The following is a 26539-nucleotide window of genomic DNA, read 5'->3' on the forward strand; positions in this document are numbered from 1 at the left end:
CAGTGAAGGTCCCTAGAAGATCTATTAGAAAGCGTCGTTCAGCCTCGTCAATTCGGTCGAATTCATTTGAAATGACTTCTTCGGTGATTGAGTATAGTACATGCAATGGAGCGTCTCCGCCCCATTCACGGATTTCTCTTTGGACCGCGAGGTTGACTTCAGGTATCCAGCAGAGTTTTTGGATATTCATCATAGGCGGTACCGACGTATATCGTTGTCATATTCGAGTGACTGAAGTATCAAAAGGGGCGCGCAATTGAAAGCAAATCTGTATAAATGGTCAGAACTAAGTCAATATTAATTCATATTATACGGGTTGCTCACTTCACAAGTACACTAGTTCCGATCCGAACGCGATCGTAAAGAGCAATCACGTCCTCGTTGAACATGCGAATGCAACCGGAGGAAGCCTCGGTGCCAATCGTCCAAGGTTCGGATGTTCCATGAATGCGATAAAGCGTGTCGCGCCCACCCCGGTAGAGATAAAGGGCTCGGGCGCCGAGCGGGTTGTCTTCCCCGGGCGGAATGCGCGCGGGGATTCCAGGAGCGACCTTTTTCATTTCGTCGGTAGGATACCAGGCAGGCCATGCTGTCTTGCGCCCTACGCTGGCCCGACCTTTCCAGGCCTGACCAGCCGCTCCAACGGCGACGCCGTAGCGAGCAGCCTTGCCATCATCCTCCACCAGGAAAAGCTGTCTTGCGGCCGTATCGATGACGACCGTTCCCGGCCTCTCTCCGGTCGTGTTGGGAACGCGCGTCGGCTGCAGACTGGGGTCAAATCGGGCGCGATTAACCGCGCGAACCTCAAAGGGCTCGCCTGCGAACCGCCGTGTTTGCGCGATATTTTGCGGTTGAGCGGTCATGCCGCAGCCGGTTAATGCTAGCGGGGAGCTGTTGTAGATCAAGCTTGAAACAACCCACCGCCTGGATAATTTGATCGAGCCATATGGCCAGTAAGGTGCTGTATTTTTCTTGGAATGATGGCCGACTGTGGTGGACATGCCTATAAGCCGTATCCTTTTTTGGAACCGAAATGCGACGTGTCTATGCCCTTCATGGTTCTTGCAGAATTCGTCCCGCCCGCCAGCCAATCAGCCCTCCCAGGAAGGCAAAAAAAACGACAGAAAGCGCTAGGTCCCAGCGAGTCAGAAAGATCGATATCATAAATATCCATAGAATCGCACTGGGAATGAGTCCGCATATAAGAACATTCGATGCCTTTTGACATGCATGTGCTCCGTCCAGAGGCAATGAATACTCATATAGCTGATCGTCTCTCATTGGCGAAACCTCGACATCTGGAAGCGACTGTGAACATGAGTCGAGCTGAACCGCGGATCAGTGGAGCGGGTTCTTTGTTTTCGGGCTTCTTGGAACAGTTTGGCGTTCTCACGGTGTTGAAATTCTGCAGAGGGTAATGGGTAGTTTTATTCTTATATGCAAATAAAGGATAAGACATTGCGACTCGGCGCTATCTTGTAGTACCGATTCGTATAATGTTTAATTCTGCGAAAGAGGCGCTGACCGGATCGCGGGAAAGGCAATGGGCTTAAGTCGTTAAGTGCTCATCAGAAATTGACTCGGAATAACACTAGTAATTCAAATGATTAACTCAAGAAATATTTACATTTCACGAGTATATTCAAAAAGCTGATGCTGTATTGATGCTTCAGTCATCGACGCCCGGGCGCCGCGAGCGGAGAGGGGGCGGCAATCACAAAAGCACATCGAAATTGCACGCTGGCGCTCATTGCCGGCACGATTGATCCCCGATAGGCGGTCTCCGCTGTCCATTGGGGCGTTTACCACTTCTTCTGCGACGTCGATGAGCGGGAAGGAACGCAGCGATCGGGTACCGACCAGCAGAGGGGCGCTATAACAGAAACTGCGGGTTCGAGCGCAGGGCCCGAGCTCATCGAGAGGCGTCCTCCTTCCGGGGAGCCGCCGTGCCGGCCTCCTCATAGGAGCGGCCAAGCGCTAACATGTCGGGCGTCCCGATCAAGGCGTTCAAAGAGCCGAAATCGAACATTCGATGGCGAAACGGCTCGTTCGTGCCGTGCTCTTGCAATGAGCGATAATACTCTTGAGCGGTGCGAGCGAGCGCTCGGACGATGCCGCCCGGGAAGATCACGATCCGGAACCCCATCTCACCAAGGTCGCTGGCCGATGCGAGGGGGGTGTCACCACCCTCGACCATGTTGACGAGAAGCGGCAGGCGGTCGCCGAGGGTCATCGTGATGCGGGCGAGTTGCTGGCGCGACTGCGGTGCCTCGACGAACAGAACATCGGCGCCCGCATCGGCATAGAGCCGTGCACGCTCGATAGCTCGCTCGAATCCTTCGACAGCGATGGCATCGGTGCGGGCGACGATCAACGTCTCCTCACTAGATCGAGCATCGACGGCGGACTTAATCTTCCCGACCATCTCACGCGGGCTGACCAGGCTCTTGTCTTGCAGGTGTCCACACCGCTTCGGCGAAGTTTGGTCTTCGATCTGAATTGCGCTGGCGCCTGCCCGTTCAAGAACTCGCACGGCTCGTTGGACGTTCAGAGCGTTGCCGTAACCATTATCGGCATCTACGATTATCGGTGTCGACACCCGTTCGCGGACCAGCGCCGTCGCCTCGGCGACCTCGCTCATCGAGACCAAGCCGATGTCAGGGCGCCCCAATCGCGTGTAAGCGATCGCCGCCCCCGAGAGATACAAGGCTTCGAAGCCTGCGGCCGCCGCCAGCGAAGCCGTCAGCGCGTCGTACACGCCGGGCGCTACGATCGGCGCTGTGGCTGTCAGTCGTTGTTTCAGGCTCATCAAAGTCGTCCTCGAAGGCGACGGTGCCTCACATTCCCGCCAAGCGCGGTGAAGGCGGTGAATTGCTTCCACACGAGCTTATCCAATCCGGTTGGCACGCAGTTTCGCCAGCCCGGAACAGGCCAGGCCGGCCGAAACGCGCGGACGTCGTCTTCGCCATCGGCGTGCGCGGACGCGCGCGTGGGCTGAAGGTGACAAGAGTCGCATGGTCTTCCTAAATCGCGTCGCGGTGGTCGAATGGATATCAAGGTCGTGTCGTGGGATTTTCTCGGGACGCGATCCAGCCTTGACGTAGCAGAGAGATGTCTCACTCGGCCCTCAGACCGCGCTCCCTGATCAAAGTACCCCATTTTTCGCGCTCCCGGCCCAGGAAGGTCGCGAATTCGGCCGGCGTGTTCGCCACGAACTCGACGCCGAGCGCAGCAAGCTTGGCGGCAACCTCGGGCTTTCGAAAGAAAGCGCTCACGACAGAGTTGGCTCTTGCTATCACCGCCGGCGGCGTGCCCTTTCGGACCATCAATCCGAGGAAGCTCAACGCCTCGTAACCCCGTACCGTCTCGGCAATGGCTGGCACCTTGGGAAGGTTCGGCAGACGTTCCGCGCTGGTCACGCCGAGCAGTTTCACCTTTTTCGCTTCGACCTGCGGTAGGGCCGTCTGGAGATTGTCGAACATCAGGTCGACCTGCCCGCCCAGCAAGTCGGTCATGGCCGGCCCAGCGCCGCGATACGGCACGTGGGTAAAGTCGACATCGGCCATTTTCCTGAATAGCTCGGGCGCAAGATGGCTTGTGCTGCCGATGCCTGAACTGCCGTAGTTGAGCTTGCCCGGCTTCCGCTTCGAGAGCTCGATCAACTCGGCGACCGAGTTCACCGGCAACGCCGGCGTCGCGATCAGCAGCATCGGACTGCGCGACAGCATGACCACCGGATCGAAGGCTTCAGGATCGTAGAGCAGTTTGTCGCGCAGATACTGATTGCTGACATGCGTCGCTGGCGTTGCGATCAGAAAATGATAGCCGTCCGCCGGAGCATTCGCGACCTCGGCGGTCCCAATCGCGCCGGACGCACCCGCCTTGTTCTCGACGATGAAGCGTTGACCCGTGATCTGCGAGAGCGCTTCGGCGGCGAACCGCCCCATCACGTCGGTCGCGCCTCCGGCCGGATAGGGAACCATCACCCTTCCAGGCCGGTTCGGCCACGTCTCCTGTGCCAGACACGGCCCTGCGATCAATCCGAGCGCGCCTGCCAGGATCATGCGTCGACTTGGAGCGGTGGCGGAACTGCGGCCCGGGCGAGCCCAAGCCGACAGATCCGCGCTCTCCTCCCGCGTAAATTGGGACACTCGCCGGCTTCGGACGCCCGGCACCGGTGCCCAGCGCCGTTTGCGAGCGCTGCCGGCCCGTTCGAGCTCCATCCGGAAGGAGTAGCGATCGGGCCTGTAGAGCGCATGCAGATGCTCGACGCCCTTGTCGTCCGGGCCATAAACGACGCGGGTCAGCGAGAGCAGCGGCGATCCGACCTCGAGGCCGAGCGCCTCGGCAACGTCAGGCCCGGCCAGCGTCGCACTGATGGTCTGGCTGGCCCTCGTCACAACGACGCCTGAACGCTCGAGCAGCGCAAGCAGCGGCGTCGAGGAAAGGTCGGCCTCCGAATAGGAGACGCCGATGCGCTGCGGCACATGGGTCACGAGATAAGAGAAGGGCTGCCCGTCGATCAGTCGCACGCGCACTGAACGCTGCAGGCGCTCGCCCGGTGCGAGCCGCAGCGCGTCGATGAGAGCAGGCGTTGCATTGACGTAGTCGAAGGAAAGAAGCCGTACATTTGTTTGACGCCCCATCTCGATGAGATGGGTCAGCACATTCGAGAAATCCGCGATCAGCGGAGCTGCCGTGACCTGCGCGCTGACGAAGGTCCCGGATCCAGGGCGCCGTTCGATCAGCCCTTCGGCAGCCAGCTTGTCGAGCGCTCGTCGCACGGTGACGCGCGAGACCCCGTGCGCCTCAGCAAGGGATGGCTCGCTCGGCAGCCGCGTCTGCGGCCGCGCCTCGCCGCTGATGATGCGATCGCGGAGCAGGAGATACAGCCTGCGCGTCTTCAGTGGCTCGACGATCGACATGCCCAGCGCCCACCCATTTATGATACTGAAATTTGTATTGTGATTAATACAGATTTGGCGCTTGTCAAGCGCTGGGTCGGCCCGAACAGCCGTCGCACCGGAGACGGTTGGCGCGCCTCCGAGGCGGGATGCCCTGTTCGGTCAACTGGTAGGCTCAACGGGAAGCAGCAGGCGCGGGAGCAACAGCGCATCCTTCGCAGTCGTCTCCCCCGGGGCTCGCCTATCCACGCGAAGCTCCCGTTCGAAGCGGCCGAAAGCAAACTGCGTCGCAGCCTATTCCCCCGCCCGCGGCGAAGCCCAGGGACGCCGGGCCGCGTCGGCAAGGTTGAAAGCCCTGATTTCGGCGGACTGGCTGAGCGTCAGGTCGATATCGTCCCAGCCGTTGAGCAGCTTGGTGCGCCAGACCTGCTCCACCTCGAAGGGCACGACCAGATTGCCGGCGACGATCCGACAGGTGGAAAGGTCCACCGTCATCTCCGACAAACCACTCTCGAGCACGGCAATCAAGCATTCGCCGTCGCCCTCGGCGACCTGCGCCGGCAGCAGTCCATTGTTGACAGCGTTCGAGGCGAAGATGTCGGCGAAACTCGGCGCGATCACGCAGCGGATCCCGTAGTCGACCAGCGCATACACGGCCGCCTCGCGCGAAGACCCCCCTCCGAAATTGCGGCGCGCAACCAGTACTTGCGCGCCGTCGCGTCCTGGGCGGTTGAGCGGGAAATCCAGCCGTCGCGCGCCGGTTTCATCGAAGCGCAGATCATGCAGCAGATAGTCGCCATAGCCCTCGGCCCGCGATCGCTTCATGAAGCGCGCGGGAATGAGCTGATCGGTATCGATGCCGCTGAGCGGCAGCGGGCAGGCCGGCGCAGAGAGCATGGTGAAAGGACGCATCACATCCGGCTCTCCAGCAGGACGCGCATATCGGCCAGATGTCCGGTGACCGCCGCGGCGGCGACCATGGCCGGCGACATCAGATGCGTCCGCGAGGCCGGTCCCTGGCGGCCACGGAAGTTGCGGTTGGTGGTTGAGGCACAGCGCTCGCCGGGAGCAACCAGGTCGCCATTCATGCCGACGCACATGGAGCAACCGGACGCGACCCATTCGAGCCCTGCGGCTCGGAATATCCGGTCGAGCCCCTCTTCCTCCGCCTGACGCTTGACCTGCGCCGAACCGGGCGAGACCAGCCCCGGCACCTGGGATTTGCGGCCGGCAAGCACGGCGGCGGCGGCCCGGATGTCCTCGATGCGGCTGTTGGTGCAGGAGCCTATGAAGACTCGGTCGATCCGGACGTCGGTCAGCCGCTGTCCAGCGGTGAGGCCCATATAGTCGAGCGCCTCGCGGATATGGGCGGCCCGCCCGGCATCGGCAGCTTCGGTAGGGTCCGGCACTCGCATTGTGACGGGCAATGCATCCTCCGGGCTCGTGCCCCAGGTCACGATCGGCGCTATCCGCGCGGCGTCGAGCTCGACCTCCTTGTCGAAGGCGGCGTCGCCATCACTGGCGAGCGACAGCCAGTCCTCGGCAGCACGCTCGAACGCTGTTCCCTGCGGCGGCGCATAGGGACGCCCCCGCAGATAGGCGAGCGTGGTCGCGTCCGGGGCTACCATCCCGCAGCGCCCGCCGGCCTCGATCGACAGGTTGCACAAGGTCAGCCGCCCCTCCATAGAGAGGCTGCAAATGGTCGAGCCGGCATACTCGATCGCATGGCCGGCCGCCCCGTCCGCGCCGATGGCCGCGATGATCGAGAGCGCGACGTCCTTGGCGACAATTCCGGGGGCGAGCCGGCCCTCCACCGTGACGCGCAGTCGCTTCGGCTTCTTCTGCCAGAGCGTCTGCGTCATCAGGACATGCGCGACCTCCGAGGCGCCGATGCCGAAGGCGAGCGCCCCGAAAGCGCCGTGCGTGGCTGTATGGCTATCGCCGCAGACGATGGTGAGACCGGGCAGCGTCAGTCCCTGCTCGGGCCCGACGACATGGACAATGCCCTGTCCAGGATCCTCGAGGCCGAACAGTCGCAACCGGTGGTGAAGCACATTGGCGCGCAACTGCTCGATCATCCGCCGGACCGCGGGATCGATCATCGCAAGATCGCGCACGCGCGTCGGCACATAATGGTCTTCGACGGCGAAGGTCAGATCCGGCCGCGCGACCGCGGCGTCGCGCGCCGCAAGCTTGTCAAAGGCGTGGAATGAGCCTTCGTGCAGGAAGTGGCGGTCGATCCACAGCAGGCTCTGGCCGTCCTCGCGCTCCACCACGACATGCTCATCCCAGACCTTGTCGAACAGCGTTCGTGGCATCCCTCCGGGGGCAGTCATGCACGGGCCTCTTCCTCACCAGCGCTGCGCCGTATGCTAACGGCAGGATCCGGAAGAACGCAATGGCTGTTTTATATATAATACAAGATAAAGTGCTTAGTATGAGACAGGTGCCCGCGCTCGCCGTTTTTGAGGCGATCAGCTTCGCCACGGTCGGCTGTCCAGAGCGGAAGCACCAAGGAGGGTGAAAAGCGCCATTGCGTGAGAGCGAGTCGACCGAAGTCTCGACCCGGCCGCCCCTGAATTCGTGGTGGCAGCTTGCCCAGACAGGAGCCATTCACGTCAACCATGGTGAAAACGCCGCCGGCTTGCCCTTCAATATCGAAGTCGGTTGCGACAGGCGAAATTGAGCGGAAGAAGGTTGACAGACAAGCCGCACAGCGCGTGGCCCAGTAGGAAGCCGGCATTCATTTCTGTCCGGGCCCCCCGGCCCATGCCTGCAGACGTGCGGCGCCGTAGGGCAGACGAGGCGAGACCCCCGCCGTGAAAACTTCGGCGGAGGTCCCTAAACCCACACTCCAGGGGGTGAATCTGAAGAGCGGGTTCTGACGTCGTCCGAGGGTCACCAGACGACTTTCAGCCCGAGGCGTCCGGCGATGCTGTGGCCGTTGGCATTTCCGAGGGCGAGATTGTAGTCGCCGGAGGCGAAGACGCTGGTGGTCCGGCTGATCTGGCCGGAGACGCCGAGGCCGAACTGGGCCCAGGTCCCGCCGAGCTCGGTGTTGAGCGCGACCGGGTTGGTCCCGGAGAGGCTGGTGAAGGTGGTCTTGGCATCGGCGCCGAAGGCGTGCCAGAGATTGGCCCGGCCCCAGACCGTGACGAGGCGCCCGTCCTCGCGGGTCCACGCCTTGGTCAGGCGGGCGCCGAGGCGGCCGTAGACGGCGTTGGTGTCGTCGTAGCGCACCAGGCCGTAGCTGTCGGCGCCGTCGTCGATCGAGACGCGCTGGTAGATCAGCTGCGCCTGCGGCTCGAGCGCCCAGCCCTGGCCGAGCGCGACCGGATAGCCGGCCTCGAGCGAGGCGGTGAAGCCCCAGCCATTGGTCTTCAGCGTCTCGCCCAGCACCGAGCTGCCGCGGATGCGGTCGTACCAGGTGCCCTGCACCACGGCGTCGACATACCAGCCCGAGGCGCCCTTGCGCGTCCAGTAGGCGCCGAGCGAATAGCCGTTCATCGTGGTCGAGCCGGCCTTGCCGCCATAGACCGCCTTGACCTCGCTGTCGACGCGGCCTGCGCCGATGTAGAGGCCGGCGATGTCGCGCGTGCCGTTGTCGTTGAGCCTGCGATAGAGGTCCAGGCCGATCTGCGCGCCGGCCACCCCGAAATCGTAGGACGGCCCGTGCTTCTCGAAGCTGTTGTAGCGCGAGATCATCCCCTTGCTGCCATAGCCCACCTCGCCGGTCTCGCCGAAGATCCGGGCCCAGGCCGCCTTGCGCCGCTCGCCCTCGCCTGTGGCGGCATCGGCGTAATAGCCGTTCTGCTGCGCCGTCGGCGTGCAGCGGTAGCCCTTCGCCGGGTCCTTGCACCAGATCGGCTTGGCCGGCGGCGCCGTGATCGGGTCGGCGTAATCCTCGCCGGCGCGGTCGTGATAGGTGCCGAGCATCGCCAGGCCGAAGCGGTTGGCCAGCGCCGGCACCGCCATGTCGACCGGCACCTCGACGCGATAGTTCGGCAGCGGGCTGGACTCCGGTTGCGCCGTCTCTGTCGAATTCGACGTGGTGGTGGTCGGAATCAGCGTCGAGCGCAGGTACCAGTCGCCGTCGCCGGCATTGGCGCCGACGCCGTTGTGATAGAGCAGGTACTCGTAGGCGCCGGCGGCGACGCGGTTGCCGAGCACGAAGGCCCCGCTCGCCGAAGCGCCGTCGACCTGCACCACCTTGATGCCGTCGCTGGTGGTCTGCGCGCCGCGGCCCGTGGTGTTCGCGACGAGGAGCCAGGTCGCGGCTGAGCCGAGCAGGCTGTCCCCGCGGATCACCAGCCGATCGCTGGGCGAGGCGTCGGTCCCGAGGAATGTGTCGACCAGCAGCCGCCCGCCATTCGAGATATAATTGCCTCCGGTAGTCAAAACGTCGCCGGCCGCGCCGTCGTTCATGCGAATTGTGCCAGAAGCGTTGTTGCTGAACGTTTCGAGCTGACTGAGCGTCGTCATCTCGGCGACGCCGGCGTTGGTGGCGGCGAGCACCGTGCCGTTATTCTGGACGACATCGTTGCCGGCGCCAAAATCGCTTGACCCGTTAGCGGTATTCCAAATGCCCGTATTGGTAATAATATCATTGTATTTTCCAAGAGATACTGTGCCTATGAGCGAATTAATATTGTTGATTTCGAAGCGAACGTCTGTTCCTAGAATGGCCAGCGCGTCTGATTTTTGAGAATTATTCCGGATGACGCCATAATTGTTTATAATGATAGGGTTCTGGTCGGTTTCGAGTGTTTGCCCTGGAAAATTCGATGCCAGCACTGAAATTGCAGCTCGGTCGCCCTCGACGATGGATGTGGACGCAACATTGATGTTTGTCTTGACGCCGGGTGCCAGGCCGCTTGCGGCGCCGTTGGTGACCAGCACGTTGATGCCGTAGCTCTCTGTGCCGAAGGCATCGGGGTCTCCGCGAACCAGACCGTTGGTGTTGATCGTCAGGTCCTGAAGCACGCGTGCTTCGGTTGAGGAGGTGCTTCCAATCGTGGCCCGTATCGCGACAGACCTGCCGTGAACATCGTTGACTGTAATTGTCGCGCCCTGGCCCGGCGTAAAGGCGATAAGACCTATCCCTCCCGCGTCGATCTTGCCGGTAAAAACAGCGTCCAACCGCCCACTTTCCGGCTGCCCGCCCATACCGGAAAACGAAACGCCGTCACCGGATGTAAAGTAGTTGCCATTCGATCGAAACGTCAAGGACGCGGGGGATCCCGGCAAGTCGTTACCTACGACGATGTAGAGGCCGTTAGTTGGGTCTACCGTTCCGGTGGTGTCGATAACGGTTGCATTGGTATCGGAATAGGATTTCGCACCGTGACCCCAGATGGAGAGCGCGGGAAGACCACCTCCGAGGCCGGTGATGTTGACGCCATAGGTTCCTGATGTGGTGAAGGTCGCATTGTTTGCGGCAAACAAAAATTGCTCACTCAACGTCGCTCCTGAGCATGTGTAAGTATTGGGAGCCGTTGTGAGTGTGCAGGCCGCGAAGGCCTCGTTCCAGGTCAGGACAGCTGGCACAAGCGAAAATAGCCCAGCCAATCCGTATAAAAGTGGCGTAGAATTGACCGGAAGAGATATGAATCTATCTGAGATCATCCGAATTGTTCCGTTATTTGATGTGTGAGCCGCGTCTCTTGAGGGCGCTCGACGTCAGTCAGCTCGTCGATCGTGCGGACTGCCTGGATTGACATCGTCGGCGACGTCGATTCGGGCTTTGCAAGCGAACATCGTCGCGCCGGCGCTGTCGGCGCTGCCTTCACTCGCCCCATTCGCGGCTTCGGTCGGCGCCAGCACGATACCGGCCTCGAGGGGCGGGGCCGACATCGCGAGCTCTGATGCAATACCCGCCGTACTGCTCTTCCATCCGAGTAAATGCATCCTGCGCGGCACGACTTTGCCGCGACTGACCGCACCCGCCATAGAAATCATAGCGTCTCCTTAGATCTCTCCTTGAAGGCGCGCAGCAAATGCGCGAATCAGGCGGCCGTTTTGTCGCCTGATTCGATGTGAGAGGAGGCATTTATAGGCAAATAAGCAGATTATATTTGGGGTTGAATTTCTACAAGGTCTTACGACTGGTGGTCGCTCTCTGTTGATGTGCCTGCACTGAATCTTTCTATCGTCAGTATATATAGTAGCGTAATTGTAGAATAGATGCGTACGTAATATATAATATAATCTGTAATTTTTGAATACCACTTCTTGTCGGATATGATTACATAACCCTAAATTGTTGAAGACGGCCCGGCAGCCATTTTGCCCTGCTTGGTTTGATGACAGTGACGTGCTCCCCTGAATTCCGGCCAGGGATAAGTTGGGTCCTTCGCTCAGGAGAAGGACCATGCGGCGCAGCCGTTTCAGCGAGGAGCAGATCATTTTGGTGCTGAAGGAGCACGAGGCGGGGATTAAGACCGCGGAGGTGTGCCGCAAGCACGGGATCTCAGACGCCACGCTGTACAAGTGGAAGGCGAAGTACGGGGGCATGACGGCCTCAGAGACGGCGCGACTTCGCACGCTCGAGGACGAGAACCGGCGGCTGGCGATCCTGCCGAGGCGGGAGGGTGTGAGGATGAACCTGAAGAAGGTCTACCGTCTCTACCGGGAGGAGCGGCTCGTCGTGCGTCGGCGCGGCGGGCGCAAGCGAGCGCTCGACACGAGGGCACCGGCGGCCATTCCGCAGGGAGCGAACCAGCGCTGGAGCCCCTCGACTTGGTGTCGGATGCCCTGAACGACGGCCGGCGCTTCCGGGTGCTGAACATCGTCGACGACTTCACCCGCGAATGCCTGGCGGCGGTCGTCGATACCTCGCTCTCCGGCGCCCGCGTGGTGCGTGAGCTCAATGAGGTCATCGCTCGCCGCGGCCGCCCCTGCATGATCGCCTCGGACAACGGCACCGAGCTGGTCAGCCGGGCGATCCTCGGCTTCTGCGAGGAGGCCGCCATCGAATGGCACTACATCGCACCGGGCAAGCCGATCCAGAACGCCTTCGTCGAGAGCTTCAACGGTCGCCTGCGCGACGAATGCCTCAACGAGCACGCCTTCTCATCGCTTGCCGAGGCGCGCCGGATCATCGAGGCTTGGCGGATCGACTACAACACCGTCCGACCCCACACGAGCCTCGGCGGCCTATCGCCATCGATGTTCGCCAGCCGGTCCCACACGGACCAAAACCCAGCCGGGCCTAACTTACTAACCGGCAGGAAAATGGGGAGCACGTCACGCTCCTAATCGCGTCGGTGCTGATGTCCTGAGGCTCAGACACAGGCTCTTCGCATTGATTGCGAAGGCGTGCGCCTACTCTCTCAGTCGCTCGCGCACCCTTGCCTGGGCGGTCCGGATCAGGCCTTGATACTGCCTCTCCTTGCCCGGGTACCAAGGCATGTTGGCGATCGTCCCGAAGCCGGGAATCGTCTCCATATGCGCGATCATGCGGCGGCGCATCGTGGCGTCCGGCAGGGGGCCGCGCATCGCCATGAGATTGTCGATGATGTGGTCGGGGTTCGAGGTTCCGCAGAGCACGCTGGTCACGGCCGGATGGGCCATGGCCCATTTGAGGAAGAATTGAGCCCAGCTCGTTGCGCCGAACTCGCTCGCAAAACCGGGCAGACGATGCCCTTCCACCACCTTCAGCAGCCGTGCCTTTTCGAGCGGAAGGTTCACCAGCACGCCGACCCCGCGGTCGGCCGCTGACGGAAGCAGACGCTTCTCGGCGTTACGGTCGAAGATCGAATAATTCGTCTGGACAAAGTCCACATCACCCTTCTCGACGATCTGGATCAATTGCTCATGGGCGGCGGTCTCGTGGTGTGTGACCCCCACATGCCGGATCTGCCCCTCCCTCTTCCACGCCTGCATCAGCGGGATGATCACCGGCGCGTTGACGATGCTGTGGCATTGCATCAGGTCGATCGGCGACCGCCAGGTGCGCAGCTTGGACTGCTCGAGGCTGGCGGTCGCTGCACCGACATCGCCGAGATATTCGCCCGTCGCCCAGATCTTGTTGGCGAGAAAAACCTCCGTTTCGGTCGGCGTTTCCGCGAGGAAGGCGCCGACGCTGGCCTCGGCCGAGCCGTAGAGGGGCGAGGTATCGACCACCTGACCGCCACCGGCGACATAGAGCCGAAACACCTCCCGGATGCGCTCGCGCGGCGCGCCCGGCATGAGATCGAAGGTCAGGAATGTACCGAGCCCGAGCGCAGTCAGGTTCTGTCCTGTCCGCGCAATCCGACGCGTGATGGCTTGTCCGCTCATCGCTCCGGTCATGGCGCCGGAAAGCGGCGGACTGTTCGTCTGGGCTTGTGCGAGGCGCGGGCCCCCCAGCGCGGCGGTCGCGCCGCTGACGGCCCCGAGAAAGCTGCGGCGGTCGAGATCTGTCGGCCTGCGGGTCATCGTCTCGTCTCCAGTCTGTTCAGAATTGCCAGCCTGCGGGCACCCAGGCGTAGCCGCTGTCCGTCCGCAGCAGATGGCCGAGGCCCGGGAACGGATAGTGGAAGCCGAGAACCGGTATCCGGTCGGCCGCCGCGCGATCGAAGATGCGCCGGCGCGCGCTGAGCGCCGCATCCCGGTCGCGGTCTGGGCCCGGCCGCCAGGGGCGGTCGATGTTGACGACGGGGTGGTAGGCGAGATCGGCCGTCAGCAGCAGCTGGTCACGTCCGGAGTGGACGAGAAACGAGACCATGCCCGGGGTGTGTCCCGCAGCCGCAACCGTCGTCAGCCCCGGCACGATCTCCGCTCCGGCCTCGTAGAGCTCGACGCCCTTGGCGATCGGCTCGACACTGCGCCTGATCGCCGCGCCGAAGCGCCGGCGGAAATCCTCCGGGACCGGCATGTAGGACAAGTCGGGTTCCCCGCGGACGAAGAAGTCCCAATCCGGCTTCGGCGCGAGAATAGTCGCGCGCGGAAAGGCGGATCCTCCATCGGCGGCTCGCAGGTTGCCGACATGGTCGGGATGGGTATGCGAGACGACTACGACATCGATGTCGTTCGCGGTCAGGCCGATCTCGGAAAGCCGGGCGAAGATCCGGCCGCAATGGGGCCCCATCGTCTGGCCGGCCCCCGCCTCGATGAGGACGCGCCGGCCGCCGACCTCGATCAGCAGCGTGTTGAGATTGAGCGTCATATGGTCGAGAGGCAGAAAGGCGCGCTGCAGGACGTCCTTGAGCTCCTGCTCCGGAGCGTCGCTGGCATAGACGCGCGGCGGGCCGCCGATCACGCCGTCGCTCAGCACCGTCGCGGCGATGTCGCCGACCCGGAAGCGGTAATGACCAGCATTGCCGCCCGGCGGCTGAACTGCCTGGCCGAGAGCCTGCCCGCCTCCGGCCAGCATCCCGGCTGCGCCAAGGCCTGTGCCCAGCATGATCCTGCGGCGGTTCAAGGTGATCGTCGTCATCGCTCCCTCGCGGTCCGGTTTTCGGGTCGGGCTCAGGATGACGGCAGTCGATTGATCGGATAAGATATCTTCTCTTGATCAGCTTGATAAGAAAACGCACGTAATGAAGTCTCTTCGTCTCGACAGCCTGGACGCCTTCGCTTCGATCGTCCGGTGCGGAGGCTTCCGGGCCGCGGCCGCCGAGCGAGGCGTCTCGTCAGCCGCTTTGAGCCAGAGCATCGCCGCGCTCGAGAGCGGGCTCGGTCTGCGTCTCCTGAACCGGACCACGCGCAGCGTCGCCCCCACCGAGGCGGGGGCGCGGCTCAACGAGCGGCTCGTCCCGGCGCTCCGCGACATCAGATCGGCGGTCGCCGATCTGGACCGGCTGCGCGAGACGCCGACCGGCACCCTGCGGATCAATGCTCCCGGCCCGGCGGTCGATTACGTCCTGTGCCCGCTGGTCTTCGACTTCATGCGTCGCTACCCCGACGTGAAGGTCGAGTTGATCAGCGACGCGGCCATCATCGACATCGTTCAGGAGGGGTATGACGCCGGCGTCCGGTTCGGCAGGCAACTGGAGCAGGACATGGTCGCGGTCCCGCTGGGGCCGGCCCTCCGCTACGCCATCGTGGCATCGCCGACCTATCTGGAGGGTCGCGCCGCGCCGGCAACGCCGTCCGACCTCATGGATTTCGATTGCATCCGCCGTCGCTTTCCCGCAGGAACGATCGTCAGTTGGCAGTTCGAAAAGAACGGTGAGCGCTTGGAGATCACTCCCGAAGGCCGCCTGACGCTCAGCTCGGCGCATCAGGAGCTGCAGGCAGCGCTGACGGGACAAGGCATCGCGCATGTTTTTGAGGATTATGCGAAGCGGCACCTCGATGAGGGCCGCCTGGTCGAACTGTTACCCGACTGGTCGCCCGAGCTGCCGAGCTGGTTTCTCTACTATCCCAACCGGCGCCACCAGAGCGCGGCCATGTCTGTGTTCCTGCAGCACATCCGCGACTTTAAGTGGAACGCCGAGTCGTAATCGCGTTTTGCAGAACGTCCGCTTGCGGGCGAACAGTCAATGTCGGGTTGTGACGCTAAGGAGCGGCTTCGCTCCATCACGTTCAGCGTGTGGAAAACTCATTTGCAGTGCTCCAGCGTTTCGGGTTGTTGGCCTTGTTGTTGGCCTTTAGAGCTGTGAATAGAAAATAATCAATATTATTAATATGTTATTTAATTTCTTTACCTCCCTCTTGCGCACCACTTTCATGTTCACCAGCGTTCGCTGACGTTCGCAAACCGGCCAAAGCGGCCGGTTTTTTCGCGTCTGGCGTTCGCCAGCGTTCGCGGGCGACCGTTGGCAAAGCGCATTCATGCAGGCATTGAGGATCAGGCGCCGCGCATCGGCCTTGTGATCGAGGCCGCTGCCTGCTTTTTGAACAGATCGATCATGATTTCGATGAACTCCCGGCAGTGCCTCGACTGCTGATGGTGGCTCGGTCTTGCGGCGACGATCTCGAAACGGAAGCTCGATTTGAACGGCCGCGTGACGACATCGGGACCACCCAGGTAGTTGGCGGTGAAAGGATCGACGATCGAGACGCCAAGCCCCGATGCCACCAGCCTGATGGCGCTGGCCGCGAGCGAGGTTTGAAGCACCATCTGGCGCGAGACCTCGAGACCGCTCGGCGGAACCGCGAAGCTGAGGACGTCGATCATCCAGCAGAAGGCTGGCCGGTGCGGTTAGAACCGACGGATCCGACCCGAGAGGCGCCGACGGCCGGGCTTAGAAGGCGACCAGCGGCAACCGGCGATTGGCTCTTCCTGGACCGCAGCCGACCCGCGACCTCGTCACGACCCCGGCAACATCGAAGTCGCCAATCGGCTCGCCCTGCTGGCTTAGGCCGCACCCAGCCGCTCGCGGCGATAGACGCCGGAGCGGATGTCGCCCCACCAGTCCGGATTGGCGAGATACCATTCAACCGTGCGCCTGAGCCCGGCTTCGAAGTCGTGGCGGGGTTGCCAGCCGAGCTCGCGCCCGATCTTGCCGGTATCGATCGCATAGCGCGCATCATGCCCGGGCCTGTCGGCCACGAAGTGGATCAGACGCTCGCGCGCGCCGGCAGGGGCGGGCCTGAGCTCGTCCAGCATCGCGCAGATGCGCCTCACGACCGTGATATTGGTCAGCTCGTTATGCCCACCGATGGCATAGGACTCGCCCGGCCGGCCACGCTCCGCCACCAGCAACAGTGCCTCGGCATGATCCTCGACATAGAGCCAGTCGCGCATATTGAGCCCGTTGCCGTAGACCGGTAGCGGTTTCCCCTCGAGCGCATTGAGGATCATCAGCGGAATAAGCTTTTCGGGGAAGTGATAGGGCCCGTAGTTGTTCGAGCAGTTCGTCACCAGCGTCGGCAGGCCATAGGTGTGGTGCCAGGCGCGGACGAGGTGGTCGGAGGCCGCCTTGGACGCCGAATAGGGCGAGTTCGGCCGATAGGCCGTGTCCTCGCGGAAAAGCCCCTCCGACCCAAGCGAGCCGAAGACCTCGTCGGTCGAGATGTGCTGAAACCGGAAGCGTACCTTCGCCGCACCTTCCAGCTCGCGCCAGTAGCGCAGGGCCTCCTGCAGCAGACTGAAGGTGCCGACGATGTTGGTGCTGATGAAGGCGGCAGGCTCGTCGATCGAGCGATCGACATGGCTCTCAGCCGCGAGGTTCATCACGATATCCGGCCGGAACTGTGCCAGGATCGCCCGCATCCGCGCCCCGTCGCCGATATCGGCCTGTTCGAAACGGTAGCGTGCGCTGCCGGAAACCGGCGCCAGCGAGGCGAGGTTGCCTGCATAGGTCAGCTTGTCGGCCACGCAGACCCGATGCGGTGTCTGTTCGATCAGGCGGCGCACCACGGCCGAACCGATAAAGCCGGCTCCGCCCGTCACAAGAATGCCAAGGCTCAACAGAATGCTCCTATCAAGCGGACGCGGCGGGCGCGCCGGGGTTGCAGCAATGGCGCGGTGCGGACCGTCCCGTCACCGGATCGCGATACGTCAAGCACCCCTCCTCTTGCTCGCGGGCGAGCTCCGAAGATACGAGCAGCCAGGAGAGGCACAGTCCCGTGAGCAGGATCAGGATCGTCAGCGCTCCGCACAGCGGCGAAAGAGTGCCGCGGTGGCGATCGGCTGTGGCGGGCGTACGAGCCGGCGGCTTCATGGCCTCAACGCACCATTCAGCAGGAACATTGCGTAAGGCGTCGAGAGCGCCAGAACGCAGCAGAAGCTCCGCCGGAGCATTGCAGTGGTGGTCGATCGCTTCGCGACATGATCGAGGAGATCGCGTCTGGTGGGTCGAAGATGCCGCAGGTTTGATGAGGCGAGGTGCATGGCGCGTCCATGTGGGAATTTTTCCCACATACGCCGACGCGTGATTTCTTGCAAGGAGAAAAATCGTGGGATTGTGTCCCACGTTAAATGAGACTAACTGAAGCCCATGACGGACGCCGCGCCCGGCCCAACTGCTGAGAAGCTCTATCTGCCGCTGGCGCGGCTGCTGCGCCCGCTTGTCCGCCTTTGCATTCGTGCCGGCATGACCTTCCCGGCGCTGTGCCAGCTCCTGCGGGAATTGTACGTCAACGTGGCGGAGTACGATTTTGCCTTGCCCGGAAAGGAACAGACCGACAGCCGGGTCAGCCTGCTGACCGGCATTCACCGCAAGGAGGTGAGCCGCCTGCGCGGCGCCGGTGCGCCCGTCAATGCAGTGCCGGCAGCGGTCTCCCGGACCGGCGCCATCATCGCCCGCTGGCTCGGCTCGCCGCGCTTCTGCGACGCAGCCGGCGCGCCCCTGCCTCTGCCGCGCAACGCCGACGGATCGTCCCCGTCCTTCGAGGAACTGGTCTCGTCCGTCACGCGCGATGTGCGCCCCCGCGCCGTGCTCGATGAATGGCTCGACCGCCGGGTGGTCACGATCGATCCGAAAGACCGCATCGTGCTGGCCGAGGCAGCCTTCATCCCGCAACATGGAGACGACGAGAAGTTGTACTATTTTGGCAGGAATCTCCACGACCATGTCGCCGCGGCCGCGGAGAACGTCCTGGGATCGAAGCCCGCCTTCGTGGAGCGGTCGGTGCACTATGACGGCCTTTCGGCCGAACTGGCCGAAAAGCTCGAAGCTCGCTCACGCGAACTGGCTTTGGAGATGCTGCAGCGCATCAACCGGGAAGCGCACGCTGCCTGTGAAACGGACCGCGGCGGCGAGCATCGCTGGAACTGCGGGGTCTACGTTTTCCGGGAGCGGGACGGCCGCGCGGGCGACGAGAGCGGCCAGGCATGACCCGGCGCCCGGTCCTGTCACGGCGGGCCGTGCTCGCCTCGCTGAGCGCCGCCGCGGCGTCGCTGCATCCTGCGATCGCGGCGCCGGAGAAGCCGCGCGACGTCGGCATCGGCGGTACCGGCTTTGTGCCCGAGGGGCATAGCGGGAGCGATCGCGGCATCGGCGGGACCGGCTTCGTCGGAACGATCCAGCGCTTCGGCAGCATCTTTGTGAACGACAGGCGTATCGCCTATGGACCGGATGTACCGGTGACGATCGACGGGCTGGCGCGCAGCGCTCGCGACTTGCGGATCGGCCACGTCGTCCGCGTCGTGGCGCAAGCCGATTCCGCTGGCCTCGTCACGCATGCGATCAGAGTGGACCGTGAAGTCGTCGGCCCGGTTACCGCCGTCTCCGCGGATGCCATCGAGGTCCTTGGGCAGAGGGTCCAGACCGCAGGAGGCCGGCCTCGGGGGGCATGGCGCAAGGGCCAGTTCGTGGCCGTGAGCGGCCTGCGCCGGCTGGACGGTACGATCGCGGCCAGCCTGATCGAGCGCGATGAGCGAGGCTCATCCCATGTTCTCGGCGTGATCGAGCGGGATGGCGACGGCTTCTGGATCGGCGGTCTCAAGCTGCTCGAGGCCGACGCGGCATTTGTCGGCCGCCGTGTCGCTGTGACCGGGCGCCTTGTCCCGACGGGCTTTCTTCCTGCCCGTATCGACCTCGCGCCGCACCTTCCGGCCGCCGGACCGGTCTCGATCGAGACTTATGTCCGGGCCCGTGACGGACGCCTGCTGCTGGGATCCGGCGCCTCAGTGCGCAGTGACGCCTTCGCGAATAGTCTGTCGCCTTGGGAGGAGTTCCGCGCTGTGCTCGACGGGCGTTTCGGCTTGGACGGCGAACTCAGGATCGACAATCTCCGCCTTGCCAGGACGAGCGGCGAGGGTGAAGGGCGTTCCGGTGGCGCGCCAGGTCCGGGCGGCATCGGGCCGGGTGGTTTCGGACCCGGCCCGTCCGGGCCCGGTGGTTTCGGTCCGGGCCCTGGTGGCGGTGGCGGTGGCGGCGGCGGTCCCGGCGGCGGGCCGGGAGGCGGGGGCGCCGGCGGCCCGGGCGGCGGTTCCGGAGGCGGTGGCCCGGGAGGCGGCGAGCCGGGGCACTGATGCCTTGCGTCAGGCGTGCTCGGCGGCGATCGCCAGCAGCTTGCGTCCGTAGTCCGTCTTGTCGAGCGCAATGCCTCGCTCTTGCAACTGGGCGAGCGTGATGAAGCCCTGCTGGAAGGCGATCTCCTCGAGCCCTGCCACAAGCTGTCCCTGGCGCTTCTGGATGGTGCGGACGAATTCGCCGGCCTCCAGCAGGCTGTCATGTGTGCCCATGTCGAGCCAAGTATAGCCGCGTGACATGCATTCGACATGAAGCTCGCCGCGTCGCAGATAGACCTCATTGACGTCCGTGATCTCGAGCTCCCCGCGGGCAGAGGGCTTGATGCCGGCCGCGATGTCGACGACCCGGTTGTCGTAGACATAGAGCCCGGTGACCGCCCAGCGCGATTGCGGGCGGGACGGCTTCTCGACGATGTGCAGTGGCCGGCCCGCGGCGTCGAGCGTGACCACGCCATACCGTTCCGGATCATCGACGGCATAGGCGAAGATCGTCGCGCCGCTTTGCCGCGATCGGGCGCGCGCCAGCATGTCGTTCAGCCCGGCGCCGAAGAAGATGTTGTCGCCCAGAACCAGCGCGACATCGTCGTCACCGATGAAGTCGCGGCCGATGATGAAGGCCTGTGCCAGGCCTTCGGGCCTCGGCTGCACGGCATAGCTCATCTTCAGGCCGAAGCCTGCGCCGTCGCCGAACACGGCGAGGTAATTGTCGAGATAGTCCGGCGTCGAGATGATCAGGATCTCTCTGATGCCGGCCTGCATCAGGACCGAGACCGGATAGTAGATCATCGGCTTATCGTAGACCGGAACGAGCTGCTTGTTCACGGCGAGTGTCGCGGGATGGAGGCGCGAGCCACTGCCGCCCGCTAGAACGATACCTTTCATGGGGTCCTCGAAGATTTCACAGCGGCTGCGGCGTTGCGGCTGCATCACCAACGAAGCGGGGCGCTGTGGCGCGGTTGCGCCAGCCGAATCGCCAGAAGGGGATGAGAGCCTGATCCGGCGGGCCCAGGCGCGCGAGCGCTCCGTCTCTCACACCGTTGGTCAGCGCTGCCAGGCAATCAGCCGAGAAGCGGTGATGGGCGAGGTGGGCAGCGAACCTGACGGGCAACGAGAGTAGGAACTTGATCTTGTGCCGGCCCGGAACGTGCCGTAGGCGCAGCATGGCGAGCTGATTGCGGACATAGGTGTAGAGTCGCCGCGGTGGCTGGTCAGTCAGGAGCAGGCCTAGAGGCAGCCGGATGACGCCTTGTCCGAGCCGATGCGGCATCGGTACCGCTGGGTCGACCCAGATCGAATACCCGGCGGCGCTGGCCCGCAAGCACCATTCGATATCGATGGCGTCGATGAAGTAATCGGTCCGGAAGTCGCCGATAGCGGTCAGCGCATCGAGGCGGATTAGCGAGCCCGACGAAATGACGAAACTCGCGCGCAAGGGCTCGGCTCCGCCCTGCGGCGATATCTCCCGCGCCGAAAGCCGCATTGCTTCGCCGTCCGGGTCGATCGGCTGCGGTCCGACGATGGCTGCGCGCTCGCCGCGCGCAGCAAGACGGCGATGGGTCGCCGTCAGTGCCGCGGCCATGCCGGGCCGGGGCGTGCTGTCCTGGTCGAGCAGAAGCAGGAACTCGCTGTCGCGTGCTCCGGCCAGATGACGCAACGCGTTGTAGGCGGCTCCGAGGCCGCGATTGAGCCCCGGTCTCAGAATGATCAGTTCGGCGATGCCGGCAGCGTCCTTGAGCGCCTGCTGCTCATCGCCGCTGACGGGCGAGTTGGCGTAGATCGCCACGGTGGCGACGTCGCTGGCGAGAGAAGCCACGAGACGTCGCAGCGCTTCGAACTGCGGGCGATAGATCACGATGCCGGCGAGGCAACGTGCCCGCTCTTCGATGGGGACGGTCATGCCGAGATTCTCCTGGTCGATGGCGATGGGACAGGGGACAGCACCTCATGCAACGGCCCGTCGGCGACGAGCCGGCCGTGTTCGAGGCGCAGCGCCCGCGTACAGAGGCTGGCGAGCAGGTTGTCGCTGTGCGAGGCCAGGACGAGGATGCCGGCGCGGGCGACGAAGGCGGTCAGCCGTGCCTGCGCCCTCTCCATGAAGGCCGCATCGCCGGCGAGGATGCCTTCGTCGAGCAGCAGCACATCGGGGTCGACGCTGGTGCAGATCGCGAAGGAAAGGCGGGTCTGCATGCCGGCCGAGTAGGTCCGGATCGGCATGTCGAGAAAGCCGCCGAGCTCGGTGAAATCGGCGATCTCGTCGATGCGGCTTTCGATCTGGCGGCGGCTCAGGCCGAGATAGAGCCCGCGCAGGCGGATATTGTCGTAGCCGCTCGCCTCGCCGTCCATGCCGAGGCCGATGTCGAAGAGCGGCGCGATCTTGCCGCTGACCACGACGCGGCCGGTCTGGGGCACGTAGATCCCGGCGAGAACGCGCAGCAGCGTCGTCTTGCCGGCCCCGTTATGCCCGATGAGAGCGACGCGTTCCCCATGGGCGATCGCGACATCGATGTTCCGCAGCGCCTCGACGCAAACGCGCGAGCGGGCATCGGAACCGATACGCCCGCCGGTGGCGCTGCTGACGAGGCGGTTTCGCAGCGAGCGGGCGCTGCCGCCATAGAGCGGAAATTGCAGGCTGACGCCGTCGAGACGGATCGAGCTCATCGGCGCCTCACAGCCAATAGGCGACGCGCCAGCGCAGGCGCGTGTAAAAGACGAGCGCGAGCGCCAGATTGAGAGCGGTGACGACGAGCGCCGCGGCGAAGCTCCCGACCGGAAAGCCGGTCCCGAGCAGCGGCGCGCGCACGATCTCGATCAGATGGAACAGCGGGTTGAACTCGGCAAGGACGCGCCGCTCGCCGAGATCCTCGGCACGCCAGAGCACCGGCGTGACGAAGAGCAGCATCTGCGTCGCGTTGGCGACGAGCGGCATCATGTCGCGAAAGCGCGCCCCGACGAGACCGAGCGTCACACTCCAGCCGACGCCGTTGAGGAGCAGCAAGACAAGGCCCGGCAGGGCGGCGAGCCCCGTCCATCCCGGCTTCACGCCGCAGGCGACCAGGACAACAAGGACGATCACCGCATTGTGGGCGAGGATGATCAGGTTGCGCCAGACGACGCGCAGCGCATGGATGCCGACCGGCGCCGGCATCTGCTTGATCGCCGCCGTAGCGGCGGTGAAGGTCGCGGAACCTTCGTTCAGCAGGGCGGTGATCAGCGACCACTGCACCATGCCGATGGTGACATAGGGCAGGTAGGCGTCGACCGGCACGCGGAAGAGGGCCGCGTAGGTGACGCCGAGGCCGGCCACGAACACAGCCAGGCTGATCGTCACCCAGAAGGGACCGAAGACCGAGCGGCTGTAGCGCTGGCGCACATCGTACCAGCCCATCGTCAGCCAGAGCTCGGCGAGCTGGATTCCGCGGGCAAAATCGCCGACCGCATCGCGCCACGGATGGCGGCGGCGCAGCCGCGCATCATGGACAAGCATGGCAGGGTTTGACACCCGGGGGGCTCCTCGAAAGCAGGGTCCGGCAGCAAGCGTCGTGCCGGGTTGACGGAGCTAGTAAGTGGGAATATTACCCACGTCAAGAGTCGGTGGGTAAAATTCCCACACTCGAAGTAATGCCCCTTTCCCGATCAGTGCGGGCAGGAAAACGAATGCCGAAGATCAGACAGAAAACAGCGAAACCGGATGCTCGTTGGCACCGGCCGGGAAGTCATGAGGGGCAGCCGCATCGCCCGGCTGGAGCTTTCGCCTGGAGGGGAGAGTCTCTGCCGGGCCCATGGCGGCAGCACTTTGGCCGACCTGACCTCGACACCATTGGTGCCGCCAGCATCAGCAATCGCAAGTTCCCTGGTTCGAGATCATGACGCGCACAGACGACACCAAAGCCGCTCAGGAGCATGCCGTTCAGGGCGTGGCTCGCAGATTGTTCGGGGTCCTGTCCGCCCCCCTGAAACGTCGGGCCGGGATGCTTTTCCACCCTGCCGGACATCTGCAGCAGGAAGCCGCAGCAGGTCATTGGCGAAGTGAGGGCTTCGATTCTTATTTCTATGTTCCGATGCGATGCCCGGTCGGGCTTCTGCTCGTCAGCTTCGACGCAACCCTATGCGACGCCGGCGTCGGTCATCGTGATCACTGGCGACTTTATTTCGACCTCGGCGAAGGCTTCCGGGAGGACGATTGCCTCGTCATCGCCTGCAGCGGTCCCCGGATCGAGATCGAGACGACGATCAGCCTGCCGGCGCCGGCGCTGGCCTTCCGGATCGACCCTTGCGAGCAGGGCGGCCGGTTCGTGCTGCACAAGCTGGCGCTGACTCCGCTGGCCGTGTCGCGGCCTCCTTCGGACGAGGTTCCGCGCCAGCTTGCTCAGTTGCGCCGCTGGGGCGCGCTCCTGCGAAGCACGGCGGCGCTGGCCCGGCGCATCAGGCGCGGCCGCTGGCGAAGACAGCGGCAAAGCATGCTTCCGCCGTCGCCAACCGGCTCCGAGTGTGGAGCCTGAGCCATGGTTCGACCATTGCAACTGCCATTCATCGCGAGGCGCCGGACCTCGACCATCGCCCCGACCGCGCTCGCCTGCGTCGCTCTCATGCTTGCGGCAAGTGTTGGCGGGAGCTTTCAGCGTTGGCTCGCGCGTGACCATGGGCCACGCGAATTCGATGGCTTCCGGCAGGTCAGGATCAAGACGATTCAGGCCCAGCTCGATCAGGTCGAAGGACCCTATATCGTGATCATGGGCGATTCCCATGCGGAGCGCCTTTATCTGTCGAGCCTGTGCGGCCTGCCTGTCGTCAATGCCGGCATGTCCGGCGCGACGCTCGGTGACGTCCTCGATCTCTCCCGCGCGATCACACCACGCCGCAAGGCGAGCGCGCTGCTGCTGTCCGTCGGCACCAATGATATCTGGGTGAAACGCGCGCCGGAAACCGATCACGCCGAGAATGTCTTCAGGGCGGGCCTCGCCGCCTTGAAGGCCCGCCTGGTTATGTGGACCGATCACCGCGCGCTCGCCGCCATTCCCCCGGTGGCGAGCCATCAAGAGAAACAGTTCCCCCGCGCTGCAGCAGAACGCTATTCCGGCATGCTCGCCCGGTCCTGTGAGCCGCGTAGCTGCATCTATCTCGACCTTTTCGCGGAAGCGCAGCGGCCTACCGGCCCTCGCTCCGCCTTCAGCGATGGTGTGCATCTGCGCGACTATGCCGGTTTCGTGCGCGCGCGGGAACGAGAACTCTGCTTGGGCCTTGGCCTGGAATCCAGGACATGAACCGACCAGTGCAGCTGGCCGGCATTTCACGGATCGAGGCAGAAATAAAGAAACGGCTTCATCTCGGAAAGCTGCCGCAAGGCAAATATCGTGGAGTGACTATGTTTGTCTCGCTAAAGTTCCTGCTTTTCCACGTCGCCAGGTGGGTCGTTAGATTACGATATCACGACGCTGTAGTCTTTCTAGCAAGATTGAAACTCATGGTTGGCAACAAATCGTCTATCGTGTCGATCGAAAGCGGGAGCGTTAAGCATGAAAGCAGAAATTACGCCATTTTCCTCATCTACCAGCCGAATGGAATCTCATGGTATGTCGAAAATGCACTCGACTCTCTGCGCGAAGCGGCGATCAACGTCGTCGCCGTCGTCAATCACAAGGTCGACGCAGAGCAATTGCGCTATCTGAAGGAAAGATCGAAACTGATCGTCATCAGGAACAATGCCGGCTTCGATATGGGGGGCTTCCGCGATTCCACCCTGTATCTCAACTCTCTTGGGATTGATGTTGAGCGTCTCATCTACATCAATGATAGTATATATTTTTTCAAAGCCGGGTTGACCGGTTTGTTCTCAAGGCTCGCCGATTCACAATCCGACATTTGCGCTCTGTTTGAAAACTGGGAAATCCATTACCATATTCAGTCATTCTGCTTTTCCATCAGTGGTCGGATCTTCAGGAACGTGAAATTCCAGAAATTTTGGGAGAACTATCTTCCGGTCAATTCAAGGTTGTGGGCCATTAACAAGGGCGAGGTTGGCCTGTCCCGAACCATCGTCCCGCTGGCTGAAGCGATCGACATCATTTACAGGCCGAACAATCTCCGGGATTGCCTGAATGAAGTCGAAGATCTCGACTCCCGCATGACGCTTGCCAGGCGCATTCCCATACCGATCCGAGATCAGAGTTCCGAATTTTGCACGATGACAAATACAGAGGCGGCTCAAATTTTCATTTCAAAAATAGGCAGCGGATCTCAGATCCACACTGGTGGTTTCATATATATGAAATATAAAAATTTCCCTTTGATGAAAAGAGATCTTCTTTTTAGAGATCAATTTACGGTCGATGAGATTGAAGAGGCTCTGATGGAAGTTGACCATGAAGGTCATTTTAATGAAATCATGACGGATTTCCGCAAAAAAGGGAGAGCAAGTCAGCTTCCGATCCTAAAAAGACTTCAAGCTGCCAGCGGCATAATTTAGCCTTGGCTTCCTTCTCGCGTGACCCCCTCCCTCTGCTCTGACGCAAATGGTTCTCTCGGAAGCACCCAATACGAGACTCCGAACGCCATTGGAGCGGATCGGCGCATCCCAGGCGCCGAAGTGAAGCGCACCTCGAATTTGAAGCCGACCCTCCTGGCGGCTTTCCGAAGGGCAAGGTTGGCATTGTTCGGGACAACTGACGTTGCCCCTCTGCCCTAATCCATTGTGAAGTTCGCTCTGGCCCGAGATGAGGACCAGAGGATGAAGCGCAACCGCTTTTCGGACGAGCAGATCATCGGGATCCTGAAGGAGCACGAGGCCGGT

General features: G+C 62.9%; 21 protein-coding genes and 1 pseudogene. 7 read left to right on the forward strand and 15 right to left on the reverse strand.

The features are described from left to right. Nucleotides 1–320 precede the first annotated feature (320 nt). The 7 genes from CS1GBM4_RS11135 to CS1GBM4_RS11165 all read right to left on the reverse strand — a co-directional run bounded on the left by CS1GBM4_RS11135 (nt 321) and on the right by CS1GBM4_RS11165 (nt 10862). On the reverse strand, nt 321–1001 hold the full coding sequence (locus tag CS1GBM4_RS11135) for a L,D-transpeptidase (protein ID WP_186418788.1): 681 nt from the start codon (nt 999–1001) through the stop codon (nt 321–323). A gap of 911 nt (nt 1002–1912) precedes the next feature. Beyond that, nucleotides 1913–2809, reverse strand: a complete 897-nt coding sequence (locus CS1GBM4_RS11140) for an isocitrate lyase/phosphoenolpyruvate mutase family protein (RefSeq protein WP_186418789.1) — start codon at nt 2807–2809, stop codon at nt 1913–1915. Between the two features lie 307 nt (nt 2810–3116). Further along, nucleotides 3117–4925, reverse strand: a complete 1809-nt coding sequence (locus CS1GBM4_RS11145; RefSeq protein WP_186418790.1) for a tripartite tricarboxylate transporter substrate-binding protein — start codon at nt 4923–4925, stop codon at nt 3117–3119. A gap of 273 nt (nt 4926–5198) precedes the next feature. Beyond that, on the reverse strand, nt 5199–5816 hold the full coding sequence (gene leuD, locus CS1GBM4_RS11150) for a 3-isopropylmalate dehydratase small subunit (protein WP_186418791.1): 618 nt from the start codon (nt 5814–5816) through the stop codon (nt 5199–5201). Continuing rightward, nucleotides 5816–7240, reverse strand: coding sequence for a 3-isopropylmalate dehydratase large subunit (gene leuC, locus CS1GBM4_RS11155; protein ID WP_186418792.1), 1425 nt, complete (start codon nt 7238–7240; stop codon nt 5816–5818). Before leuC ends, leuD begins: the two co-directional genes overlap by 1 nt. Nucleotides 7241–7802: 562 nt before the next feature. Further along, nucleotides 7803–10364 carry an autotransporter outer membrane beta-barrel domain-containing protein gene (locus tag CS1GBM4_RS11160; RefSeq protein WP_186418793.1) on the reverse strand — a complete coding sequence of 854 codons (2562 nt, stop codon included), beginning with the start codon at nt 10362–10364 and terminating at the stop codon, nt 7803–7805. A 219-nt stretch (nt 10365–10583) separates the two neighbouring features. Continuing rightward, entirely contained in the window at nt 10584–10862 is a 279-nt protein-coding gene (locus CS1GBM4_RS11165) for a hypothetical protein (protein WP_186418794.1), read from the reverse strand. Between the two features lie 412 nt (nt 10863–11274). Between CS1GBM4_RS11165 and CS1GBM4_RS11170 the strand changes: the two are divergent. Then, nucleotides 11275–12161 (forward strand): annotated as a pseudogene (locus tag CS1GBM4_RS11170) (IS3 family transposase). Nucleotides 12162–12227: 66 nt separating this feature from the next. On the opposite strand, the gene CS1GBM4_RS11175 reads toward CS1GBM4_RS11170, so the two are convergent. After that, nucleotides 12228–13322, reverse strand: a complete 1095-nt coding sequence (locus tag CS1GBM4_RS11175) for an aldo/keto reductase (RefSeq protein WP_186418795.1) — start codon at nt 13320–13322, stop codon at nt 12228–12230. A gap of 19 nt (nt 13323–13341) precedes the next feature. Beyond that, entirely contained in the window at nt 13342–14322 is a 981-nt protein-coding gene (locus CS1GBM4_RS11180) for an MBL fold metallo-hydrolase (RefSeq protein WP_186418796.1), read from the reverse strand. 103 nt (nt 14323–14425) lie between these two features. Here CS1GBM4_RS11180 and CS1GBM4_RS11185 point away from each other — a divergent pair, with 103 nt between their 5' ends. Further along, nucleotides 14426–15331, forward strand: coding sequence for a LysR family transcriptional regulator (locus CS1GBM4_RS11185; RefSeq protein WP_186418797.1), 906 nt, complete (start codon nt 14426–14428; stop codon nt 15329–15331). A 347-nt stretch (nt 15332–15678) separates the two neighbouring features. On the opposite strand, the gene CS1GBM4_RS11190 is transcribed toward CS1GBM4_RS11185, so the two are convergent. Together CS1GBM4_RS11190 and rfbB are read right to left on the reverse strand one after the other, a co-directional pair. Then, on the reverse strand, nt 15679–16008 hold the full coding sequence (locus CS1GBM4_RS11190) for a LysR substrate-binding domain-containing protein (protein WP_186418798.1): 330 nt from the start codon (nt 16006–16008) through the stop codon (nt 15679–15681). 180 nt (nt 16009–16188) lie between these two features. After that, nucleotides 16189–17244 (reverse strand): dTDP-glucose 4,6-dehydratase, encoded by a 1056-nt coding sequence (gene rfbB / locus CS1GBM4_RS11195; RefSeq protein ID WP_186418799.1) that lies wholly within the window; start codon nt 17242–17244, stop codon nt 16189–16191. Between the two features lie 529 nt (nt 17245–17773). Between rfbB and CS1GBM4_RS11200 the strand changes: the two genes are divergently transcribed. Then, the gene (locus CS1GBM4_RS11200) at nt 17774–18613 is read left to right on the forward strand and encodes a DUF6502 family protein (protein ID WP_186418800.1); all 840 of its coding nucleotides are present in this window, start codon (nt 17774–17776) and stop codon (nt 18611–18613) included. Further along, nucleotides 18610–19752 carry a DUF5666 domain-containing protein gene (locus tag CS1GBM4_RS11205; RefSeq protein WP_186418801.1) on the forward strand — a complete coding sequence of 381 codons (1143 nt, stop codon included), beginning with the start codon at nt 18610–18612 and terminating at the stop codon, nt 19750–19752. The genes CS1GBM4_RS11200 and CS1GBM4_RS11205 overlap by 4 nt, the downstream gene beginning before the upstream one ends. A 9-nt stretch (nt 19753–19761) precedes the next feature. On the opposite strand, the gene rfbA is transcribed toward CS1GBM4_RS11205, so the two are convergent. The 4 genes from rfbA to CS1GBM4_RS11225 are packed head-to-tail and all read right to left on the reverse strand — an operon-like array spanning nt 19762 to nt 23251. Next, complete coding sequence (rfbA, locus tag CS1GBM4_RS11210; RefSeq protein ID WP_186418802.1) at nt 19762–20634, reverse strand: glucose-1-phosphate thymidylyltransferase RfbA; 873 nt, start codon at nt 20632–20634, stop codon at nt 19762–19764. Between the two features lie 16 nt (nt 20635–20650). Next, the gene (locus tag CS1GBM4_RS11215; RefSeq protein ID WP_186418803.1) at nt 20651–21649 is read right to left on the reverse strand and encodes a rhamnosyl transferase; all 999 of its coding nucleotides are present in this window, start codon (nt 21647–21649) and stop codon (nt 20651–20653) included. Continuing rightward, a complete protein-coding gene (locus tag CS1GBM4_RS11220) occupies nt 21646–22410 on the reverse strand; it encodes an ABC transporter ATP-binding protein (RefSeq protein WP_186418804.1) in 765 nt (254 codons plus the stop codon). The genes CS1GBM4_RS11215 and CS1GBM4_RS11220 overlap by 4 nt, the downstream gene beginning before the upstream one ends. 7 nt (nt 22411–22417) lie before the next feature. Then, nucleotides 22418–23251 carry an ABC transporter permease gene (locus CS1GBM4_RS11225; RefSeq protein WP_186418805.1) on the reverse strand — a complete coding sequence of 278 codons (834 nt, stop codon included), beginning with the start codon at nt 23249–23251 and terminating at the stop codon, nt 22418–22420. A gap of 364 nt (nt 23252–23615) precedes the next feature. Here CS1GBM4_RS11225 and CS1GBM4_RS11230 point away from each other — a divergent pair, with 364 nt between their 5' ends. From CS1GBM4_RS11230 to CS1GBM4_RS11240, 3 genes are read left to right on the forward strand one after another with little or no spacing between them, the layout of a single operon-like run. Next, the gene (locus CS1GBM4_RS11230; RefSeq protein WP_186418806.1) at nt 23616–24251 is read left to right on the forward strand and encodes a hypothetical protein; all 636 of its coding nucleotides are present in this window, start codon (nt 23616–23618) and stop codon (nt 24249–24251) included. 3 nt (nt 24252–24254) lie between these two features. Then, nucleotides 24255–25013, forward strand: a complete 759-nt coding sequence (locus CS1GBM4_RS11235) for an SGNH/GDSL hydrolase family protein (protein WP_186418807.1) — start codon at nt 24255–24257, stop codon at nt 25011–25013. Next, the gene (locus CS1GBM4_RS11240; RefSeq protein ID WP_186418808.1) at nt 25010–26215 is read left to right on the forward strand and encodes a rhamnan synthesis F family protein; all 1206 of its coding nucleotides are present in this window, start codon (nt 25010–25012) and stop codon (nt 26213–26215) included. Before CS1GBM4_RS11235 ends, CS1GBM4_RS11240 begins: the two co-directional genes overlap by 4 nt. The last annotated feature ends 324 nt before the right edge of the window (nt 26216–26539 follow it).

Origin of the sequence: Allobosea sp. CS1GBMeth4 (genome assembly GCF_900185715.1) — a bacterium.
In the GTDB taxonomy this organism is placed as follows: Bacteria; Pseudomonadota; Alphaproteobacteria; order Rhizobiales; family Beijerinckiaceae; genus Allobosea.

Excerpts from the sequence above, each read along its gene's own strand:
- CS1GBM4_RS11135 (WP_186418788.1), bottom strand. The coding sequence starts at position 1,001 with ATGTCCACCACAGTCGGCCATCATTCCAAGAAAAATACAGCACCTTAC.
- CS1GBM4_RS11140 (WP_186418789.1), bottom strand. The coding sequence starts at position 2,809 with ATGAGCCTGAAACAACGACTGACAGCCACAGCGCCGATCGTAGCGCCC.
- CS1GBM4_RS11145 (WP_186418790.1), bottom strand. The coding sequence starts at position 4,925 with ATGTCGATCGTCGAGCCACTGAAGACGCGCAGGCTGTATCTCCTGCTC.
- leuD (WP_186418791.1), bottom strand. The coding sequence starts at position 5,816 with ATGCGTCCTTTCACCATGCTCTCTGCGCCGGCCTGCCCGCTGCCGCTC.
- leuC (WP_186418792.1), bottom strand. The coding sequence starts at position 7,240 with ATGACTGCCCCCGGAGGGATGCCACGAACGCTGTTCGACAAGGTCTGG.
- CS1GBM4_RS11165 (WP_186418794.1), bottom strand. The coding sequence starts at position 10,862 with ATGATTTCTATGGCGGGTGCGGTCAGTCGCGGCAAAGTCGTGCCGCGC.
- CS1GBM4_RS11175 (WP_186418795.1), bottom strand. The coding sequence starts at position 13,322 with ATGACCCGCAGGCCGACAGATCTCGACCGCCGCAGCTTTCTCGGGGCC.
- CS1GBM4_RS11180 (WP_186418796.1), bottom strand. The coding sequence starts at position 14,322 with ATGACGACGATCACCTTGAACCGCCGCAGGATCATGCTGGGCACAGGC.
- CS1GBM4_RS11185 (WP_186418797.1), top strand. The coding sequence starts at position 14,426 with ATGAAGTCTCTTCGTCTCGACAGCCTGGACGCCTTCGCTTCGATCGTC.
- CS1GBM4_RS11190 (WP_186418798.1), bottom strand. The coding sequence starts at position 16,008 with ATGATCGACGTCCTCAGCTTCGCGGTTCCGCCGAGCGGTCTCGAGGTC.
- CS1GBM4_RS11200 (WP_186418800.1), top strand. The coding sequence starts at position 17,774 with ATGACGGACGCCGCGCCCGGCCCAACTGCTGAGAAGCTCTATCTGCCG.
- CS1GBM4_RS11205 (WP_186418801.1), top strand. The coding sequence starts at position 18,610 with ATGACCCGGCGCCCGGTCCTGTCACGGCGGGCCGTGCTCGCCTCGCTG.
- rfbA (WP_186418802.1), bottom strand. The coding sequence starts at position 20,634 with ATGAAAGGTATCGTTCTAGCGGGCGGCAGTGGCTCGCGCCTCCATCCC.
- CS1GBM4_RS11215 (WP_186418803.1), bottom strand. The coding sequence starts at position 21,649 with ATGACCGTCCCCATCGAAGAGCGGGCACGTTGCCTCGCCGGCATCGTG.
- CS1GBM4_RS11220 (WP_186418804.1), bottom strand. The coding sequence starts at position 22,410 with ATGAGCTCGATCCGTCTCGACGGCGTCAGCCTGCAATTTCCGCTCTAT.
- CS1GBM4_RS11230 (WP_186418806.1), top strand. The coding sequence starts at position 23,616 with ATGACGCGCACAGACGACACCAAAGCCGCTCAGGAGCATGCCGTTCAG.
- CS1GBM4_RS11235 (WP_186418807.1), top strand. The coding sequence starts at position 24,255 with ATGGTTCGACCATTGCAACTGCCATTCATCGCGAGGCGCCGGACCTCG.
- CS1GBM4_RS11240 (WP_186418808.1), top strand. The coding sequence starts at position 25,010 with ATGAACCGACCAGTGCAGCTGGCCGGCATTTCACGGATCGAGGCAGAA.